The organism is Streptococcus oralis subsp. tigurinus (assembly GCF_002093545.1).
In the GTDB taxonomy this organism is placed as follows: domain Bacteria; phylum Bacillota; class Bacilli; order Lactobacillales; family Streptococcaceae; genus Streptococcus; species Streptococcus oralis_C.
Genome location: NZ_LNVF01000017.1, coordinates 1 through 17500, shown reverse-complemented (window position 1 = coordinate 17500; position 17500 = coordinate 1). Strand labels below are relative to the sequence as shown.

General features: G+C 42.0%; 14 protein-coding genes, 7 tRNA genes and 2 pseudogenes (1 of these 23 cut by a window edge). 21 read left to right on the top strand and 2 right to left on the bottom strand.

Going from position 1 to position 17500, the window contains the following annotated elements:
* The 7 genes from ATE34_RS10675 to ATE34_RS10645 all read left to right on the top strand — a co-directional run.
* Positions 1-54 (top strand) — tRNA-Met (locus ATE34_RS10675); it begins 20 nt to the left of the window's first position.
* 3 nt (positions 55-57) lie between these two features.
* Positions 58-130 (top strand) — tRNA-Phe (locus ATE34_RS10670).
* A 17-nt stretch (positions 131-147) separates the two neighbouring features.
* Positions 148-228: transfer RNA gene (locus tag ATE34_RS10665), tRNA-Tyr, on the top strand.
* 11 nt (positions 229-239) lie between these two features.
* A tRNA-Trp gene (locus ATE34_RS10660) sits at positions 240-310 on the top strand.
* 14 nt (positions 311-324) lie between these two features.
* A tRNA-His gene (locus ATE34_RS10655) sits at positions 325-397 on the top strand.
* 13 nt (positions 398-410) lie between these two features.
* Positions 411-482, top strand: a tRNA-Gln gene (locus ATE34_RS10650).
* 9 nt (positions 483-491) lie between these two features.
* Positions 492-575 (top strand) — tRNA-Leu (locus ATE34_RS10645).
* A 113-nt stretch (positions 576-688) separates the two neighbouring features.
* Here ATE34_RS10645 and ATE34_RS10640 read toward each other — a convergent pair.
* Positions 689-1083 (bottom strand): annotated as a pseudogene (locus ATE34_RS10640) (transposase); the annotation flags it as partial.
* A 224-nt stretch (positions 1084-1307) separates the two neighbouring features.
* Between ATE34_RS10640 and ATE34_RS10635 the strand changes: the two are divergent.
* The 8 genes and pseudogenes from ATE34_RS10635 (at position 1308) to ATE34_RS10600 (ending at position 9457) form a co-directional block, all read left to right on the top strand.
* Positions 1308-2585: pseudogene (locus ATE34_RS10635) on the top strand (gamma-glutamylcysteine synthetase).
* 75 nt (positions 2586-2660) lie between these two features.
* The gene (thrC, locus tag ATE34_RS10630) at positions 2661-4145 is read left to right on the top strand and encodes a threonine synthase (RefSeq protein WP_084912035.1); all 1485 of its coding nucleotides are present in this window, start codon (positions 2661-2663) and stop codon (positions 4143-4145) included.
* A gap of 60 nt (positions 4146-4205) precedes the next feature.
* Positions 4206-5486 (top strand): MATE family efflux transporter, encoded by a 1281-nt coding sequence (locus ATE34_RS10625; RefSeq protein ID WP_084912033.1) that lies wholly within the window; start codon positions 4206-4208, stop codon positions 5484-5486.
* A gap of 3 nt (positions 5487-5489) precedes the next feature.
* A complete protein-coding gene (locus ATE34_RS10620; RefSeq protein ID WP_084912032.1) occupies positions 5490-6110 on the top strand; it encodes an HAD family hydrolase in 621 nt (206 codons plus the stop codon).
* A 165-nt stretch (positions 6111-6275) separates the two neighbouring features.
* Positions 6276-7487, top strand: a complete 1212-nt coding sequence (locus ATE34_RS10615) for a LysM peptidoglycan-binding domain-containing protein (protein WP_084852894.1) — start codon at positions 6276-6278, stop codon at positions 7485-7487.
* Positions 7488-7636: 149 nt separating this feature from the next.
* Positions 7637-8500 (top strand): DUF2262 domain-containing protein, encoded by an 864-nt coding sequence (locus ATE34_RS10610; protein ID WP_084912030.1) that lies wholly within the window; start codon positions 7637-7639, stop codon positions 8498-8500.
* Between the two features lie 158 nt (positions 8501-8658).
* Positions 8659-9084 carry a MarR family winged helix-turn-helix transcriptional regulator gene (locus ATE34_RS10605; RefSeq protein ID WP_000723482.1) on the top strand — a complete coding sequence of 142 codons (426 nt, stop codon included), beginning with the start codon at positions 8659-8661 and terminating at the stop codon, positions 9082-9084.
* Positions 9085-9094: 10 nt separating this feature from the next.
* On the top strand, positions 9095-9457 hold the full coding sequence (locus ATE34_RS10600; protein WP_000022890.1) for a DUF1304 domain-containing protein: 363 nt from the start codon (positions 9095-9097) through the stop codon (positions 9455-9457).
* Positions 9458-9497: 40 nt separating this feature from the next.
* Here the strand turns inward: ATE34_RS10600 and ATE34_RS10595 are convergent, their stop codons facing one another.
* Positions 9498-10355 (bottom strand): DUF975 family protein, encoded by an 858-nt coding sequence (locus ATE34_RS10595; protein ID WP_000876923.1) that lies wholly within the window; start codon positions 10353-10355, stop codon positions 9498-9500.
* Between the two features lie 116 nt (positions 10356-10471).
* On the opposite strand from ATE34_RS10595, the gene tgt reads away from it, so the two are divergent.
* From tgt to comGB, 6 genes are all read left to right on the top strand, one after another.
* Positions 10472-11614 carry a tRNA guanosine(34) transglycosylase Tgt gene (gene tgt, locus ATE34_RS10590; RefSeq protein ID WP_001285249.1) on the top strand — a complete coding sequence of 381 codons (1143 nt, stop codon included), beginning with the start codon at positions 10472-10474 and terminating at the stop codon, positions 11612-11614.
* Positions 11615-11745: 131 nt separating this feature from the next.
* Positions 11746-13563 carry an acyltransferase family protein gene (locus ATE34_RS10585; protein ID WP_084912029.1) on the top strand — a complete coding sequence of 606 codons (1818 nt, stop codon included), beginning with the start codon at positions 11746-11748 and terminating at the stop codon, positions 13561-13563.
* 140 nt (positions 13564-13703) lie between these two features.
* Positions 13704-14855, top strand: coding sequence for an N-acetylglucosamine-6-phosphate deacetylase (nagA, locus tag ATE34_RS10580; protein WP_084912027.1), 1152 nt, complete (start codon positions 13704-13706; stop codon positions 14853-14855).
* 154 nt (positions 14856-15009) lie between these two features.
* The gene (locus ATE34_RS10575; protein ID WP_000286397.1) at positions 15010-15375 is read left to right on the top strand and encodes a DUF1033 family protein; all 366 of its coding nucleotides are present in this window, start codon (positions 15010-15012) and stop codon (positions 15373-15375) included.
* A gap of 62 nt (positions 15376-15437) precedes the next feature.
* Entirely contained in the window at positions 15438-16379 is a 942-nt protein-coding gene (gene comGA, locus ATE34_RS10570; protein WP_009730780.1) for a competence type IV pilus ATPase ComGA, read from the top strand.
* A complete protein-coding gene (gene comGB, locus ATE34_RS10565) occupies positions 16327-17343 on the top strand; it encodes a competence type IV pilus assembly protein ComGB (protein ID WP_081103154.1) in 1017 nt (338 codons plus the stop codon). The genes comGA and comGB overlap by 53 nt, the downstream gene beginning before the upstream one ends.
* Positions 17344-17500: the final 157 nt, after the last annotated feature.

The following is a 17500-nucleotide window of genomic DNA, read 5'->3' as shown; positions in this document are numbered from 1 at the left end:
TAGCTCGTCGGGCTCATAACCCGAAGGTCGTAGGTTCAAATCCTGCTCCCGCAATTTGGCTCGGTAGCTCAGTTGGTAGAGCAATGGATTGAAGCTCCATGTGTCGGCGGTTCGATTCCGTCTCGCGCCATATCTTATTTATAACTTGGAAGGGTAGCGAAGAGGCTAAACGCGGCGGACTGTAAATCCGCTCCTTCGGGTTCGGGGGTTCGAATCCCTCCCCTTCCATTGCTTTAGTTACGGGCATAGTTTAAAGGTAGAACTAAGGTCTCCAAAACCTTCAGTGTGGGTTCAATTCCTACTGCCCGTGTTAATAAAATTATGGCGGGTGTGGTGAAGTGGTTAACACACCAGATTGTGGCTCTGGCATGCGTGGGTTCGATCCCCATCACTCGCCTATTTTATATTATTGGGGTATAGCCAAGCGGTAAGGCAAGGGACTTTGACTCCCTCATGCGTTGGTTCGAATCCAGCTACCCCAGTTACTATTTGCCGGCGTGGCGGAATTGGCAGACGCGCTGGACTCAAAATCCAGTGTCCGCAAGGACGTGCCGGTTCGACCCCGGCCGCCGGTATAGTAATAAAGACAAGGTTTCTAGGCCTTGTCATTTCTTTTATCTGATTATCTGTATTTGCTTGGGTTACTAAAAATTACGGCTCTTTGTCAACTGTAGTGGGTTGAAGTCAGCTAAGATCGAGAAAGGACAAATTTCGTCCTTTCTTTTTTGATGTTGAGAGCGATGAAAATCCGTTTTTGAACTTTTCAAAGTTCCTAAAACTAATGGCATTTCTCTTGATAAGTTTGATGAGATTATTAGTCGCTTCCAATTTTGCATTAGAATAGGGTAACTGAAGAGCGTTGACGATTTTCTCTTTGTCTTTGAGGAAGGTTTTAAAGACAGTCTGAAAAAGAGGATGAACCTACTTTAGATTCTCCTCAATGAGCCTGAGCCTAGAAATTCGAAAGCGAAGCTGTTTAGCTAAGCCATAGTAAGGACTAAACATATCCATCGTAATGATTTTCACCTGACAGCGAACGATTCTATCGTAGCGAAGAAAGTAATTTCGGATGATAGTTTGTGTGGTTACTTACAGTTTACACCAATGAAACGCTATGAGTTTTTTGTTGCACTATATTTTACAATTTATCACACAAAAATAGGCTCCATAATATCCATAGGGGATTTACCCACTACAAATATTATAGAGCCTTATTTTTGAGTGCCATTCTAATCTTTTTTGCTTAGATTTTTGGTATAATATTACTTATTCACAATTTATTTTGATTATGAAAGTGTTGGTGTTTGATGTCTCGTTCGATTGATTTGCTTAAGAAACGCTACTTAGAAAATATAAAAGAGAAACCTGATTTATTTGTGTGAATTGAGCTGGAGTATCCTGTTATCAATTTAGAGGGTAATGCTACAGATAGTGAAGTTGTTAAGAATCTCTTTCGGTATTTACCATCAGTTCTGGGTTTTACGATTGAAAAAGTAGATGACTTTGGAAATCCAATTCAGTTACTTGATCCAGTTAGCCAAGATACTATCTTATTCGAAGTCTCCTATTCAACTATCGAGTTTGCCTTTGGTAGGGCGGAATCCATCCAAGAGGTTGAAGTGCGTTTTCGAGATTATATGGATCTGATTCAGAAAAAGCTGAGTAAAGCAAATCATGCAATTATTGGTTCTGGAATCCATCCTTATTGGGATAAAAATGATAATCAACCGGTTGCTTATGCACGTTATCAGATGTTAATGAACTATTTGAAGTTGAGCAGAACTGTTCTAGGGACGGATTTACACGACTACCCGGAATACGGTGCTTTTATCTGTGGAAGTCAAGTTCAATTGGATGTTTCAAAGTCTAACTATTTGCGTGTAATCAATGCATTTAACCAGATTGAAACTGCCAAAGCCTTTTTATTTGCCAATTCTGAGTTTTCAGGGGAAGATTGGGATACCAAAATTTCGAGAGATATTTTTTGGGAAGAGTCTATACACGGGATTTATGCTGAAAATGTAGGCGTCAATGCCAGACTCTTCAAAGACGAGAATGATTTTTTTGATTATCTAGATCATTCTGCAATCTTTACTGCGGAACGTGATGGCGAAACCTATTATTTTTATCCAATTCGAGCAAAAGATTACTTAGGGACTCCGAAAATTCATGCCTTCGCCCTTGATGGGAGGGAGATCCTTCTTTATCCTCAGGAGAAGGACTTCCAAACTCACCGTAGTTACCAGTACCAAGATTTAACAACTCGAGGTACTATTGAGTTTCGTAGTGTATGTACGCAACCCTTGAATCGTACTTTTGCTGCGACGGCTTTTCATTTGGGTTTGTTGCTTAATTTAAATAAGTTAGAAGCTTACTTGCAATCTGCGCCATTTTTTACCACATTTGGTCGTGATTACAAGTCATTGAGGCGACAATTTTCTAAGAAAATGCTCACAGATGAGGAAGAAACTGCAATTGTCGAGTTTTCAAAAGGCTTACTCCTTCTAGCTGAGGAAGGACTGGAGAAGAGAGGTAAGCAAGAAATGGCCTATTTACAGCCCTTGAGAGACAAATTGGGATTATAATTTTTGCTATAAAGCGAGAATTTTCTGAAAAATCATGATATAATGGAAGAGACTATAGATAAAGGATAGAGATTCATGACATTAGTTTATCAATCAACGCGTGATGCCAATAATACAGTAACTGCCAGCCAAGCTATTTTGCAAGGTTTGGCGACGGATGGTGGTTTGTTTACACCGCTTTCTTATCCAAAGGTCGATTTGGACTTTGAAAAATTGAAAGATGCTTCTTACCAAGAAGTTGCTAAGTTAGTTTTGTCAGCATTTTTAGATGACTTTACTGCAGAGGAGTTGGACTACTGTATCAACAATGCCTACGATAGCAAGTTTGATACTCCAGCTATTGCGCCATTGGTGAAACTGGATGGGCAATACAACTTGGAACTGTTCCATGGTTCAACGATCGCCTTTAAAGACATGGCCTTGTCTATCTTGCCATACTTTATGACGACGGCCGCTAAAAAGCATGGTTTGGAGAACAAAATCGTCATTTTGACAGCGACATCTGGTGATACTGGAAAAGCTGCTATGGCAGGGTTTGCGGATGTGCCTGGAACTGAAATTATCGTCTTTTATCCAAAGGATGGTGTCAGCAAGGTACAAGAGTTGCAAATGACCACTCAGACTGGAGATAATACCCATGTTGTAGCCATTGATGGAAACTTTGACGATGCGCAAACTAACGTGAAGCACATGTTCAACGATGTGGAACTTCGTGAAAAATTGGCTGCTAATAAGCTACAGTTTTCATCAGCTAACTCTATGAACATTGGTCGTTTGGTACCACAGATTGTTTATTATGTTTATGCTTACGCTCAGTTGGTTAAGACTGGTGAGATTGTAGCTGGTGAAAAAGTCAACTTCACAGTACCAACTGGAAACTTTGGAAATATCTTGGCTGCCTTTTATGCTAAACAAATCGGCCTACCAGTTGGTAAATTGATCTGTGCTTCAAATGACAACAATGTCTTGACAGACTTCTTTAAAACACGTGTTTACGATAAGAAACGTGAGTTTAAGGTCACAACTAGCCCATCCATGGATATCCTAGTGTCTTCAAACTTGGAGCGTTTGATTTTCCATCTTTTGGGGAATGATGCGGTTAAGACAACTGAACTCATGAATGCCTTGAATACACAAGGACAATATGAATTGACAGACTTTGATGCAGAGATTCTGGGTCTCTTTGCATCTGAATATGCGACTGAGGAAGAAACTGCGGCAGAAATTAAACGTGTTTATCAAACAGATGCTTACATCGAGGACCCACACACAGCTGTTGCCTCAGCAGTTTATAGAAAATACCAAGCGGCTACTAGCGATGCGGCTAAGACAGTGATTGCTTCAACAGCTAGTCCATACAAGTTCCCAGTGGTTGCCGTAGAAGCGGTAACAGGAAAAGCAGGCTTGACTGACTTTGAAGCCTTGACTCAATTACATGAAATCTCAGGAGTGGCAGTGCCACCAGCAGTTGATGGCCTAGAAACGGCTCCAGTTCGTCATAAAACAACAGTGGCAGCTGCTGACATGCAAGCAGCGGTTGAGGCTTATCTAGGACTTTAAGACAGAGAGAGTAAACTCGGTTGGGAAACCAACTGAGTTTCTTTTCATCAGGAGGAGAGATTGTTTAAGAAAAATAAAGACATTCTTAATATTGCATTGCCAGCTATGGGTGAAAACTTTTTACAGATGCTCATGGGGATGGTGGACAGTTACTTGGTCGCTCACTTGGGCTTAATCGCTATTTCGGGTGTTTCAGTGGCTGGCAATATTATCACGATTTACCAGGCGATTTTCATCGCTTTGGGAGCTGCTATTTCCAGCGTTATTTCAAAAAGTTTGGGGCAGAAGGATCAGTCTAAGCTAGCCTATCATGTGACTGAGGCGTTGAAGATTACTTTACTATTAAGTCTCCTTTTAGGAGCTTTGTCTATCTTCGCTGGACAAGAGATGATAGGACTTTTGGGTACTGAACAGGATGTGGCCGAAAGTGGAGGACTCTATCTATCTTTGGTGGGTGGATTGATTGTTCTCTTGGGATTAATGACCAGTTTAGGAGCCTTGATTCGTGCAACGCATAATCCTCGTCTCCCCCTCTATGTCAGTCTTTTATCCAATGCCTTGAATATTCTCTTTTCCAGTCTAGCTATTTTTATCCTTGATATGGGGATAGCGGGTGTTGCTTGGGGGACTATCTTGTCTCGTTTGGTTGGTCTTGTGATTTTGTGGTCACAATTAAAACTGCCTTATACGAAACCGACTTTTGGACTGGATAAAGACTTACTGACCTTGGCTTTGCCAGCAGCTGGAGAGCGGCTTATGATGAGGGCTGGAGATGTAGTGATCATTGCTTTGGTCGTTTCTTTTGGGACGGAGGCAGTAGCGGGAAATGCAATCGGGGAGGTTTTGACCCAGTTTAACTATATGCCTGCCTTTGGCGTCGCTACGGCAACGGTCATGCTGGTGGCTCGAGCAGTTGGAGAGGATAATTGGAAAAGAGTAGATAATTTGAGCAAACAAACCTTTTGGCTTTCTCTGCTCTTCATGTTGCCCTTGACATTTAGTATCTATGCCTTAGGGATACCACTGACTCATCTATATACGACCAATCCTCTAGCGGTTGAAGCTAGCGTTTTGGTGGTACTGTTCTCACTACTAGGGACTCCCATGGCGACAGGGACAGTTATTTATACGGCGGTTTGGCAGGGATTGGGAAATGCTCGCCTTCCCTTTTATGCGACAAGTATAGGGATGTGGTGTATCCGTATTGGGACAGCTTATCTGATGGGCATTGTTCTTGGTTGGGGCTTGCCTGGTATTTGGGCAGGGACTCTTTTGGATAATGGTTTCCGTTGGTTATTTCTACGTTACCGTTACCAACGTTATATGATGTTGAAAGGATAGAAAATGCAAAAAACAGCTTTTATTTGGGATTTAGACGGGACTTTAGTGGATTCTTACGAAGCGATTTTATCAGGGATTGAGGAGACCTTTGCTCAGTTTTCTATTCCTTATGATAAGGAGAAAGTGAGAGAGTTTATCCTCAAGTATTCTGTGCAGGATTTGCTTGTGCAGGTGTCAGAAGAGAGAAAACTGGATGTGGAAGTGCTCAATCAGGTGCGTGCCCAGAGTCTGGCTGAGAAGAATGCCCAGGTAGTCTTGATGCCATGTGCGCGTGAGGTGTTGAATTGGGCAGACCAAGTAGGGATTCGGAACTTTGTTTACACTCATAAAGGGGACAATGCTTTTACTATTCTAAAGGATCTGGGATTGGAATCCTATTTTACAGAGATTTTAACCAGTCAGAGTGGCTTTGAGCGCAAGCCTCATCCAGAAGCGGCTAACTATCTGCTAGACAAGTATCAGCTGGATCCTGAGAGCACCTATTATATAGGAGACCGGACTTTGGATGTGGAATTTGCCCAGAATAGCGAAATTCAAAGCATCAACTTTTTAGAATCTTCTTTTGAAGGCAATCACAGAATTCAAGAGTTAGCAGATATTCCTCATATTTTTGAGAGTAAGTAACGAGAAGATTATGTCAGTTTTGTGACAGAGACCTAACAAACTATTTCAAGTAATCGAGTTTGTTACAAGGAATAGACAGTTCTATTAAATAGGCCCGAGAGGGCTTTTTTTCAGCTTTTTTTGTGTTATGATAGACAGGTACTCACTTGAAAGGAATATGAACGAATGAAGAAAAGAATGATTTTAGTCTCAACAGTAGCCTTGTCATTTGCCCCAGTATTGGCAACTCAAGCAGAAGAAGTCCTTTGGACTGCACGTAGTGTTGACCAAATCCAAAACGATTTGACTAAAACGGACAACAAAACAAGCTATACAGTACAGTATGGTGATACCTTGAGCACCATTGCAGAAGCCTTGGGTGTAGATGTCACAGTTCTTGCAAATTTGAACAAAATCACCAATATGGACTTGATTTTCCCAGATACTGTCCTCACCACAACTGTCAATGAGGAAGAAGAGGTAACGGAAGTTGAAATCCAAGCTCCTCAAGCAGATGCTAGTGAAGAAGTTACGACTGCGACAGCTGATTTGACGACGAATCAAGTGACAGTCGATGAACAAACAGTTCAAGTAGAAGACCTTTCTCAACCGATTGAGGAAGCTCCAACTGCAATTGAGACTGAAAAACCAGCAGAAGTAGCGCCAAGTTCAGAAGTTTCTGAGACAGCGACAGTTGCTGAAGAGACACCATCTACAGAAACATCTGTAGCTGAAGAAACAGCTGAAACGACTCCAGCGGAAGCACTAGTAGCAGAAACAACTAGTCCAGTTGAAGAAGCTCCACAAGTGGCGACTCCAGCTACCGAAGAAACGGCAGCAACGACTCCAGCAGAAGCCCCAGCAGCAGCTGCTCCAGCAACTGAAACACCTGCTGATACAACAGGAACAAGTGTAGCAGAAGAAACAGCAGCATCAACAGCAACTTCTGACACTGCAACTTCGACTTATCAAGCAGAGCAAAGCCAAACTCCTTCAATAACTTATTCAGCTCCAGCGGCTCCTGACTATGCAGGACTTGCTGTAGCTAAGTCTGAGAATGCTGGTCTTCAACCACAAACTGCAGCCTTCAAAGAAGAAATTGCCAATTTGTTTGGAATTACATCCTTTAGCGGCTACCGTCCTGGTGACAGTGGAGACCATGGTAAAGGATTGGCCATCGACTTTATGGTCCCAGTGAGTTCAGCACTTGGTGATCAAATCGCGGAATACGCGGTTCAAAATATGGCTAGCCGTGGTATCAACTACATCATCTGGAAACAACGTTTCTATGCTCCATATGATAGTAAATATGGACCTGCCTACACTTGGAATCCAATGCCAGACCGTGGTAGTGTGACCGAAAATCACTATGACCACGTTCACGTATCAATGAATTAAGAATAATAAGAAGCTATACATTTAAAAGTGTAGCTTCTTTTTGTGTAAAATAGTATTGATAAGTGAAATAAAATCTAAAACATGTTAAAATGTAAGCGACTACAAAACTATGCTAACGCTTTTAAGCATAGAGAGAAAGGATGAAGTGAATGACAAATCGATTAAAAACTCCATTTGAGAAAACAAGAGATGATTTTGAAGAGGAATTTTGTGGTGAAATTGTCGAATTCTTGATTTTTACCCTCCAAAATGTAACTGGGGCCGCTTCTTTAAAAGATGGTTGTAAAATGCCGTCCGTTCATTTTAAAGCTAGTGTCAATGTTGCAACCCAGGAATTCTCTGAACGTGAGGGACGTTTGGAATGGGTATTGACTCCTGAGGAATTTGAAGAAAAGAGATGGGGCTTTAGTTTTGAACCCTACAAAATTCATCATATCAAATGTCAAAAACGCCCCTTCATGGAGTTAGAGCCATATATGTCAGAAGTAGCTAATAACTGCTACCTCTTGCTGGAATACCTAGATGACCAATCCTCAGACTCTAGGTTAGAGACCTTGATTGAAACCTATCAAAAACCGGTCATCATTCAAGACGATATTGGCGAATTCACCTTAAACAGAGCCTATTCTTGGTTTGAAGGATTTATCACTTACGAGGGTGGTAAGATTCATGCTATCTTTGCTGCGAGTGCAGATGAAAGTCTCCCTCCAGGTTCTTTTGATGATCTAAAGAAATTTATGGGAACTTTCCAAGTTCAAGATACTCGGATTAAAGACTATATTGTCAAAGAACTGTGGGAAACAGCTCAAGACTGGATAGATTCAGATGAAAATGATGTGGAGTTAACAGAAGAGTATTTTACCAACTCTCTTTCCTTGAGTGAACTATCGATCAACGAAGACGGGGAATTGACCCTCTACTATGATGATAGCGAGGAAATTTTTGCAGGCCATGCCATCGAAGTTGTCATTGATAAAGAGGGAGAAATCCTTCGAGCAGATTTGGTAGGTTAGTGCTGGATTTTATCTAGAATATAGAAATAATAGCCTTTTGGGATTGAAACCAAGAGGCTATTTTTCGTGAGTAAGCAAAATGGTTGCGTTTTTAATCTTTCTGTAATATACTTGATAAGTCAATAGTTGATAAATCAAGTGTACGCAAGGAGGTAGAAATGAAAAAAATTAACGACTTACTGTACCAGCTCCATTTAACAGATCAGATGATTACTCAACTCTTTGAGAAACAATTGGGAATTAGTTTGACCCGCTATCAAATCTTGCAGTTTTTATTGCAGCAGTCACCCTGCAACCAGATTGCCGTTCAGGAGAAGTTGCAAATCGACCAGGCGGCCTTGACCCGTCATTTTAAGATACTAGAGTCAGAGGGCTATGTCAGTCGCAAGCGTAATCCGGCCAATCAGCGAGAAGTCTTAGTTGAATTAACCCAAGAAGCCAAGAATCAACTCTTAGTCAGTCCGCCTAAACATCATTTGCGAGTGAAGGAACAGATGGAGAGCATCTTATCGACAGCCGAGCAGAAAGAGCTAACAACTTTACTGACGAAACTAGTGTCAGGTCTAGAAAAAATAGAATTTTAAGGAGAAAACGATGTCAATTATTACCACAATTTTAGCAACCCTTGTTGCCCTCGAGCATTTTTACATTTTTTATCTGGAAAGTGTAGCTACGCAATCAGATACTACTAGTCGCGTGTTTAATGTGGATAAGGAAGAACTGGCTCGTCCTTCAGTGAGTTCATTATTTAAAAATCAAGGAATTTATAATGCTTTGATAGGGGTCTTTCTCTTGTACGGGATTTATTTCTCACAAAGTTTGGAAATTGTGACCATCTTTGTTTTATTTGTGCTTGGTGCAGCGACCTACGGTTCTCTAACAGCAGATAAGAAGATTATTCTGAAGCAAGGTGGGCCTGCTATTTTGACTCTGCTGAGTATGTTACTTTTGAAATAAGAAAACCAGCGTCCTGAACGACGCTGGTTTTTGTATGCTCTTATCCATTTCGACGTTTACGGGCTAGTAGGACTCTGTAAAAGAAGATATGATTGTTTTGGATATAGGGAAGGATTGAAAAACTAGCAATTCCAAAAGTGATCCAATTGAGGAAGTACCAAGGGAGTAGTTGTAGGTCGAGGACAAAGCGTTGAAATTTGTAACCCTTCATCAAGAAACGGCTGGTTTTCAGGATTTGACGGGGTTTAGCCTGTCCTAAATCTAGAGTATCGCAGAGGAGGAATTCTACCTGCGAGTAGGCATAATGTTGCGGGATATAGAGGGCATTTCCTACAATCATCAAGATGAGGCTCGCGAAAAAGTAGAGTCCAAAGGTCAGAAGGAATTGCTCCGTTTCAACGGATGAGAGGTCTAGTTTTGGAAATTCTGGATGTAGGGCAACAAATCTCCTAGCCAAGAGATTGCTATAAAAGAGGAAATAAACGCCTACTAAGTTTGGAATGCTCCATAAAAAGAGGTAGAAACGTTTGAGGAGCAGAGTTAGGAAGGTTTGCGAGAAGCGCTCTTCAGCAAAGAGGGCCAGGCTTGATTTTACTGAAAGTTCCGTATCAGGATCCTTGAGGAGTCGGAGTGTCGCAAAAGCAGCACCTGCTAAAAAAATCGTGCTCATAAAAGAAACCACTAACGGGAAGAGATAGGCTTGGAGCACTTGTGCCAGCATGCTGAAAAAGGATTGCTCTAAAACACTTTCCTGGAGACGAGCCAAGGGGTTGAGAAAGCCTGACAAGATGACCAGCATACTAGGAAGGAGATAGACCAGAAGGAGGCGGGGATTTTCAGCCTGAAATTGCCTAGTCTGCAGACGAATGGTTTTTAAATCAATTTTTGGGTATTTCATTCTCTCATTATACCATAGTTCGTGACAGTTCCTAGTTTTTTTGATAAAATCATACAGTATGCCTTTGGGCACAAAGTATGAACTGGGACTGTTTTTCCCAGCTTCGGAGGTAGAAAATGTCAGATTCACCAATCAAATACCGTTTGATTAAGAAAGAAAAACACACGGGAGCTCGTCTAGGAGAAATCATCACCCCTCACGGCACCTTCCCGACACCTATGTTTATGCCGGTTGGGACCCAAGCTACTGTCAAGACCCAGTCACCAGAGGAGTTGAAGGAGATGGGATCAGGAATTATCCTCTCTAATACTTATCATCTGTGGCTTCGTCCAGGAGACGAACTCATCGCACGCGCAGGCGGTCTCCACAAGTTCATGAACTGGGACCAGCCAATCTTGACGGATAGTGGTGGTTTTCAGGTTTATTCCCTAGCAGATAGCAGAAATATCACAGAAGAAGGAGTAACCTTTAAAAACCATCTCAATGGTTCCAAGATGTTCCTATCGCCAGAAAAGGCCATCTCCATTCAGAACAATCTGGGCTCAGACATCATGATGTCTTTCGATGAGTGTCCGCAGTTTTATCAACCCTATGACTATGTGAAGAAATCAATTGAACGTACTAGCCGTTGGGCTGAGCGTGGCTTAAAGGCTCACCGTCGTCCACAGGACCAAGGCTTGTTTGGAATTGTGCAGGGGGCAGGATTTGAAGACCTTCGTCGTCAGTCAGCTCATGACCTTGTCAGCATGGATTTCCCAGGCTACTCTATCGGTGGACTAGCCGTTGGAGAAACGCATGAGGAAATGAATGCAGTCTTGGACTTCACAACCCAACTTCTCCCTGAAAATAAACCTCGCTATCTGATGGGGGTGGGAGCGCCAGATAGTTTGATTGACGGGGTTATTCGTGGGGTGGATATGTTTGACTGTGTCTTGCCGACTCGTATCGCTCGTAATGGTACATGTATGACCAGCCAAGGGCGTTTGGTTGTCAAGAATGCCCAGTTTGCTGAGGACTTTACGCCATTGGATCCTGAGTGCGACTGCTACACATGTAAGAACTACACACGCGCCTATCTTCGTCACCTACTCAAGGCTGATGAAACCTTCGGTATCCGTTTGACCAGCTACCACAATCTTTACTTCTTGCTCAACCTGATGAAGCAGGTCCGTCAAGCCATCATGGATGACAATCTCTTGGAATTCCGTGAGTATTTTGTGGAAAAATATGGCTACAACAAGTCAGGACGCAATTTCTAAAGTGTAAAAATAGAATGCTGAAATCCTAAGTTTTCTCTTAGGATTTTTCTTCTTTTTTTGATAAAATAAGGTGTATTATGGAATAAAAATTAGATGTTTTTACGATCTAATTGAGTGGGGAATAAACTCGTATGCGTATTAAATGGTTTTCCTTGATTAGGATTACAGGTTTACTTTTGGTGCTCTTGTACCACTTCCTTCAAACAATCTTTCCTGGAGGCTTCTTTGGGGTAGATGTCTTTTTCACTTTTTCAGGATTTTTGATCACTGCCCTCCTTTTAGAAGAATTTGGGAAAAAACGCCAGATTGATTTACTGGGCTTTTTTAAGAGACGGTTTTACCGCATCGTACCACCTGTGGTTCTGATGGTTTTGGTGACCATGCCCTTTACCCTCTTAGTTCGCCAAGACTATGTTGCTGGAATTGGCGGTCAGATTGCGGGAGTTTTTGGTTTCATGACCAACTTCTATGAGATGTTAACAGGGGGAAGTTACGAATCCCAGTTCATTCCGCATCTCTTTGTTCATAACTGGAGTCTAGCTGTTGAGGTTCACTACTATATTCTCTGGGGATTGGCGGTTTGGTTCTTATCGAAACGTTCAAAATCTAGTAGTCAATTGAGAGGGATGGTCTTTCTTCTTTCTGCGGGAGCTTTCATCATTAGCTTTTTCTCCATGTTTATTGGTAGTCTAATGGCTAGTTCCCATTCGTCTGTTTACTTTTCAAGTTTAACCCATGTCTATCCCTTCTTTTTAGGAAGCATTTTAGCGACAGTTGTAGGGGTTCGTCAGACGAGCGATTTAGTCAAGCAGTTTGATCGAACGTGGGATCTTCGTCAGAATCTACTGGTGTTTGCTGCAGGTCTCTTGGTATTAGTACTCTTGACCTTTTTTGTCAAGTTCACCTACCTGTTTGCGTACTTATTTGGCTTCTTGCTAGCAAGTTTAGCGGCAGTGACCATGATTTTTGCTGCGCGTGTTTTGCATGAGAAAACGCCTGAGATACAAGAACCTCGTATAATCACATTTTTAGCGGATACCAGCTACGCGGTTTACCTCTTCCACTGGCCTTTCTATATTATCTTTTCTCAGTTGATGAGCAATCTGCCCGCTGTTATTTTAACCGTTATCTTTTCCTATTTCTTCGCTATCTTATCCTTCTATATTATTGAGCCATTGATTGCTGGTAAGACCAATGCTTTGGTTAGAAAAATCACTAAACTGCATCATATTAAACCCATTAGTGCTAGTGTTGTGGGCGTCCTTTCCTTACTTACCTTGATTATCATAGCTATGGCTCCTCAAGTTGGAGCTTTTGAGACAGACTTGATGGTCAATGGTTTCAAGCAAGCTCAGACCAATATAGGACAAACAAAGACTCTTGCTGAACAAGCTGAAGCCAGTCGCCTGGGAATTTCTGAGGGAACGAGTCTGATTGGGGATTCAGTGACTTTACGTGCCAATACAGCCTTAAAAGAGGCACTTCCTGATGCAAATATCAATGCCCAGGTTAGTCGAACGACCAAGCAAGCCAATGACATCATGCTCAATAATAGCCAGAACAAGGCGCTTTTAAAAACAGTTGTCATTGCAACGGGGGTCAACAATCCTGAAGGCTATAAGAATGATTTGGACAGCATCGTGAACAATCTACCGAAAGGACACCATCTGATACTGGTGACACCTTATGAGGGAGACAAGAGCAAGGACACTTATGCATCAGTGGAGCAGTATGCGGCTTATGCGAGAGAATTAGCTGAAAAGAATCCATATGTGAGCATCGCTGACTGGAATAAGGTCGCTAAGGAACACCCTGAAATCTGGGCTGGAACTGACCAAGTCCACTTTGGAAATGATAGCAACATGATTGAAGAAGGTGCTAAACTTTACGCAGAGACGATTGCAGCTGCTGTTAAGGCCGCTCAAGAACTACCTGTGAAATCAAAATAAAATCAAAGAGTTGGAGATATCCAGCTCTTTTAAAATATCTCTAGAAAATAGGTCTATACCATTTACAAATGAAAAAGAAAGGTTTATAATGTAATTGACATAATAAATTCTAGAATCAATCTATCAAGGAGGTTATCATTATGCCTAATTATATTAAAGCGGATCAGTTTTTCTACCCACACGGAGTTCGTCGTGGCGGTTACTTGGAACTTGTGGATGGTAAGTTTGGAAAACATGTAGAACAGATTCCTGAAGGAGCTGAGGTGATTGACTATACCGGTTATAGCATTGCACCAGGACTTGTGGATACCCACATTCATGGATTTGGCGGTGTGGATGTCATGGATAATAACATTGAAGGAACCCTTCATACAATGAGTGAAGGACTACTTAGCACGGGTGTTACCAGCTTCTTGCCAACGACGTTGACTTCCTCTTACGAGCAGTTGCTTGCGGTAACTGAAAATATCGGTGCTCGTTACCAGGAAGCAAGTGGAGCCAAGATTCGTGGGATCTATTTTGAAGGCCCATATTTCACAGAGAAATACAAGGGAGCCCAAAACCCTGCCTATATGAAAGACCCTCGTATGGATGAGTTTCGTGCTTGGCAAAAAGCTGCCAATGGCTTGCTCAATAAAATCGCCCTTGCGCCAGAACGCGAAGGTGTAGAAGACTTTGTACGAACTATCACTGGAGAAGGCGTAACGGTTGCTCTTGGACACTCAAATGCGACTTTTGATGAAGCTAAAAAAGCAGTCGATGCTGGAGCAAGCGTTTGGGTACATGCCTACAATGGGATGCGTGGGTTGACTCACCGTGAGCTCGGTATGGTGGGAGCCATGTATGAATTGCCACATACTTACGCAGAATTGATTTGTGATGGTCACCACGTAGATCCAAAGGCCTGTGACATTTTGCTCAAACAAAAAGGAACTGAAAATATTGCCCTTATCACAGACTGTATGACAGCTGGTGGCTTGGAAGATGGAGACTACATGTTGGGAGAATTCCCGGTAGTAGTTGCCAATGGAACTGCTCGCCTCAAATCTACAGGCAATTTGGCAGGTTCTATCCTCAAACTCAAAGATGGTTTGAAGAATGTGGTTGAATGGGGCATTGCGAATCCACATGAAGCAGTCATGATGGCCAGCTTCAACCCAGCAAAATCTGTTCACATTGATGATGTCTGTGGACAAATCCGTGAAGGCTACGATGCTGACTTTATCGTGCTAGATAAAGATTTGGAATTGGTAGCTACCTATCTAGATGGTGTGAAACGTTACCAAGCCTAAGAAGATAAAAAATAGGGGTCAATAAGGGACTCCTATTTTTATTATCAGATGAAAATAATAGGATTAAAGAAATTTCTAATGGGGGAAACAAGCAAAATCCTTTTCTTGTATTAAAAAATTAGATATAATATACGGTACAAAGGAAGTAGTAAGAATGTATCGTGTTATAGAAATGTATGGGGACTTTGAACCGTGGTGGTTCATAGAAGGTTGGGAAGAAGATGTCATCATGAGTCAATCTTTTGACAAGTATTATGATGCTCTAAAATATTATAAATCATGCTGGTTTGAGCTGGAAAAGAAGAATCCTCTTTATAAGAGTCGGAGTGATTTGATGACTATTTTTTGGGATCCTGCTGATAAACGCTGGTGTGATGAGTGTAATGAGTATTTGCAGCAGTATCATTCTTTGGCACTTTTACAGGATGAGCAAGTCATCCCCGATGAAAAGCTACGTCCAGGTTATGAAAAACAAACAGGTCAAGAAAAACACCGTTCTTGCCGTATGAAATGGAGATAAAAAAGTAACTTTTTAAGTTGCTTTTTTTATTTTTTTGCGAATAGTTAGATAAGGAGGGCGGTATGGTACAAGAAATTGCACAGAAAATTATTGCTACTGCGAAAGAAAAGAAGGCTCAGGATATCTATTTTATCCCCAAGGAAAAGTCCTATGAACTTCACATGCGGGTTGGAGACGAGCGGTGTCTAGTTGACTCCTATGAGTTTGATGTTTTAGCTGCTGTGATTAGTCATTTTAAGTTTGTGGCGGGTATGAACGTAGGAGAGAAGAGGCGCAGTCAGCTGGGCTCTTGCGATTATCAGTATGGGGAGAAGAAGTCTTCTCTGCGTTTGTCTACCGTGGGAGATTATCGGGGACATGAGAGTTTGGTTATTCGTTTGTTGCACGATGAGGAGCAGGAGCTACATTTCTGGTTTCAGGATATGAACGAACTGGGTGGGCAGTACAGGCAACGGGGCCTCTATCTCTTTGCAGGTCCAGTCGGTAGTGGCAAGACGACTCTGATGCACGAATTGGCCAAGTCCCTCTTTAAGGGGCAGCAGGTTATGTCTATCGAAGACCCTGTCGAAATCAAGCAGGACGACATGCTCCAGTTGCAGTTGAATGAGGCGATTGGCTTGACCTATGAAAATCTGATCAAACTGTCTCTCCGGCATCGTCCTGACCTCTTGATTATCGGTGAAATTCGGGATAGTGAGACGGCGCGTGCAGTGGTCAGAGCCAGTTTGACAGGGGCGACAGTCTTTTCAACCATTCATGCCAAGAGTATCCGAGGTGTTTATGAACGCCTTCTGGAGTTGGGTGTGACGGAGGAGGAACTAGCAGTTGTTCTGCAAGGAGTCTGCTACCAGAGATTAATCGGGGGAGGAGGAATCGTTGACTTTGCAAACAAAGACTATCAAGAACACCAGCCAACTAGCTGGAATGAGCAGATTGATCAGCTTCTTAAAGATGGACATATCACAAGTCTTCAGGCTGAAACGGAAAAAATTAGCTACAGCTAAGCAGAAGAAAATCATCACCTTGTTTAACAACCTCTTCTCCAGTGGCTTTCATTTGGTGGAAATTATTTCTTTCTTGGGCAGAAGTGCCCTGCTGGAAAAGGATTATGTAGCCCAGATGCACCAAGGCTTGTCTCAGGGGAAATCCTTCTCAGAAATGATGGAAAGTTTGGGCTTTTCAAGTGCCATTGTGACCCAATTATCTCTAGCTGAAGTTCATGGGAATCTCCATCTGAGTTTGGGAAAGATAGAAGAATATCTGGATAATCTGTCCAAGGTCAAGAAGAAGTTAATTGAAGTAGCGACCTATCCCCTGATTTTGCTGGGATTTCTCCTGCTAATCATGCTGGGGTTGAGGAACTATTTGCTGCCTCAACTGGACAGTAGCAATATCGCTACCCAAATCATCGGTAATCTGCCACAAATTTTTCTGGGACTAGTGCTGGTTTGCGCTCTATCTGTACTTTTAGCCCTCACTTTCTACAAAAGAAGTTCCAAGATGCGGGTCTTCTCAATGTTAGCACGGATTCCCTTTCTAGGAATCTTTGTCCAGACTTATTTGACGGCTTATTACGCGCGTGAATGGGGCAATATGATTTCACAGGGGATGGAGCTGATGCAGATTTTTCAGATCATGCAGGAACAGGGTTCTCAGCTCTTTAAAGAAATCGGTCAAGATTTGGCTCAAGCCCTGCAAAATGGCCGCGAATTTTCTCAAACCATAGCGACCTATCCTTTCTTTAAAAAGGAGTTGAGTCTCATCATAGAGTATGGGGAAGTCAAGTCCAAGCTGGGGAGTGAGTTGGAAATCTATGCTGAAAAAACTTGGGAAGCCTTTTTTACCCGAGTTAATCGTACCATGAATCTGGTACAGCCACTGGTTTTTATCTTTGTGGCTCTGATTATCGTTTTACTTTATGCGGCAATGCTTATGCCCATGTATCAAAATATGGAGGTAAATTTTTAAAATGAAAAAACTCATGACAAATTTAAAAAAAGCCCAGGTTAAAGCTTTCACTCTGGTAGAAACAAGAGTATCTAAATTTGTTATTTTTCTGACCTAAATTCTCCAATTTATATCAATGATGCCAGGTTTAACAAATACCTTATCTATCAGGTTTTTA

Excerpts from the sequence above, each read along its gene's own strand:
- thrC (WP_084912035.1), top strand. The coding sequence starts at position 2,661 with ATGACATTAGTTTATCAATCAACGCGTGATGCCAATAATACAGTAACT.
- ATE34_RS10620 (WP_084912032.1), top strand. The coding sequence starts at position 5,490 with ATGCAAAAAACAGCTTTTATTTGGGATTTAGACGGGACTTTAGTGGAT.
- ATE34_RS10615 (WP_084852894.1), top strand. The coding sequence starts at position 6,276 with ATGAAGAAAAGAATGATTTTAGTCTCAACAGTAGCCTTGTCATTTGCC.
- ATE34_RS10610 (WP_084912030.1), top strand. The coding sequence starts at position 7,637 with ATGACAAATCGATTAAAAACTCCATTTGAGAAAACAAGAGATGATTTT.
- ATE34_RS10605 (WP_000723482.1), top strand. The coding sequence starts at position 8,659 with ATGAAAAAAATTAACGACTTACTGTACCAGCTCCATTTAACAGATCAG.
- ATE34_RS10600 (WP_000022890.1), top strand. The coding sequence starts at position 9,095 with ATGTCAATTATTACCACAATTTTAGCAACCCTTGTTGCCCTCGAGCAT.
- ATE34_RS10595 (WP_000876923.1), bottom strand. The coding sequence starts at position 10,355 with ATGAAATACCCAAAAATTGATTTAAAAACCATTCGTCTGCAGACTAGG.
- tgt (WP_001285249.1), top strand. The coding sequence starts at position 10,472 with ATGTCAGATTCACCAATCAAATACCGTTTGATTAAGAAAGAAAAACAC.
- ATE34_RS10585 (WP_084912029.1), top strand. The coding sequence starts at position 11,746 with ATGCGTATTAAATGGTTTTCCTTGATTAGGATTACAGGTTTACTTTTG.
- nagA (WP_084912027.1), top strand. The coding sequence starts at position 13,704 with ATGCCTAATTATATTAAAGCGGATCAGTTTTTCTACCCACACGGAGTT.
- ATE34_RS10575 (WP_000286397.1), top strand. The coding sequence starts at position 15,010 with ATGTATCGTGTTATAGAAATGTATGGGGACTTTGAACCGTGGTGGTTC.
- comGA (WP_009730780.1), top strand. The coding sequence starts at position 15,438 with ATGGTACAAGAAATTGCACAGAAAATTATTGCTACTGCGAAAGAAAAG.
- comGB (WP_081103154.1), top strand. The coding sequence starts at position 16,327 with ATGGACATATCACAAGTCTTCAGGCTGAAACGGAAAAAATTAGCTACA.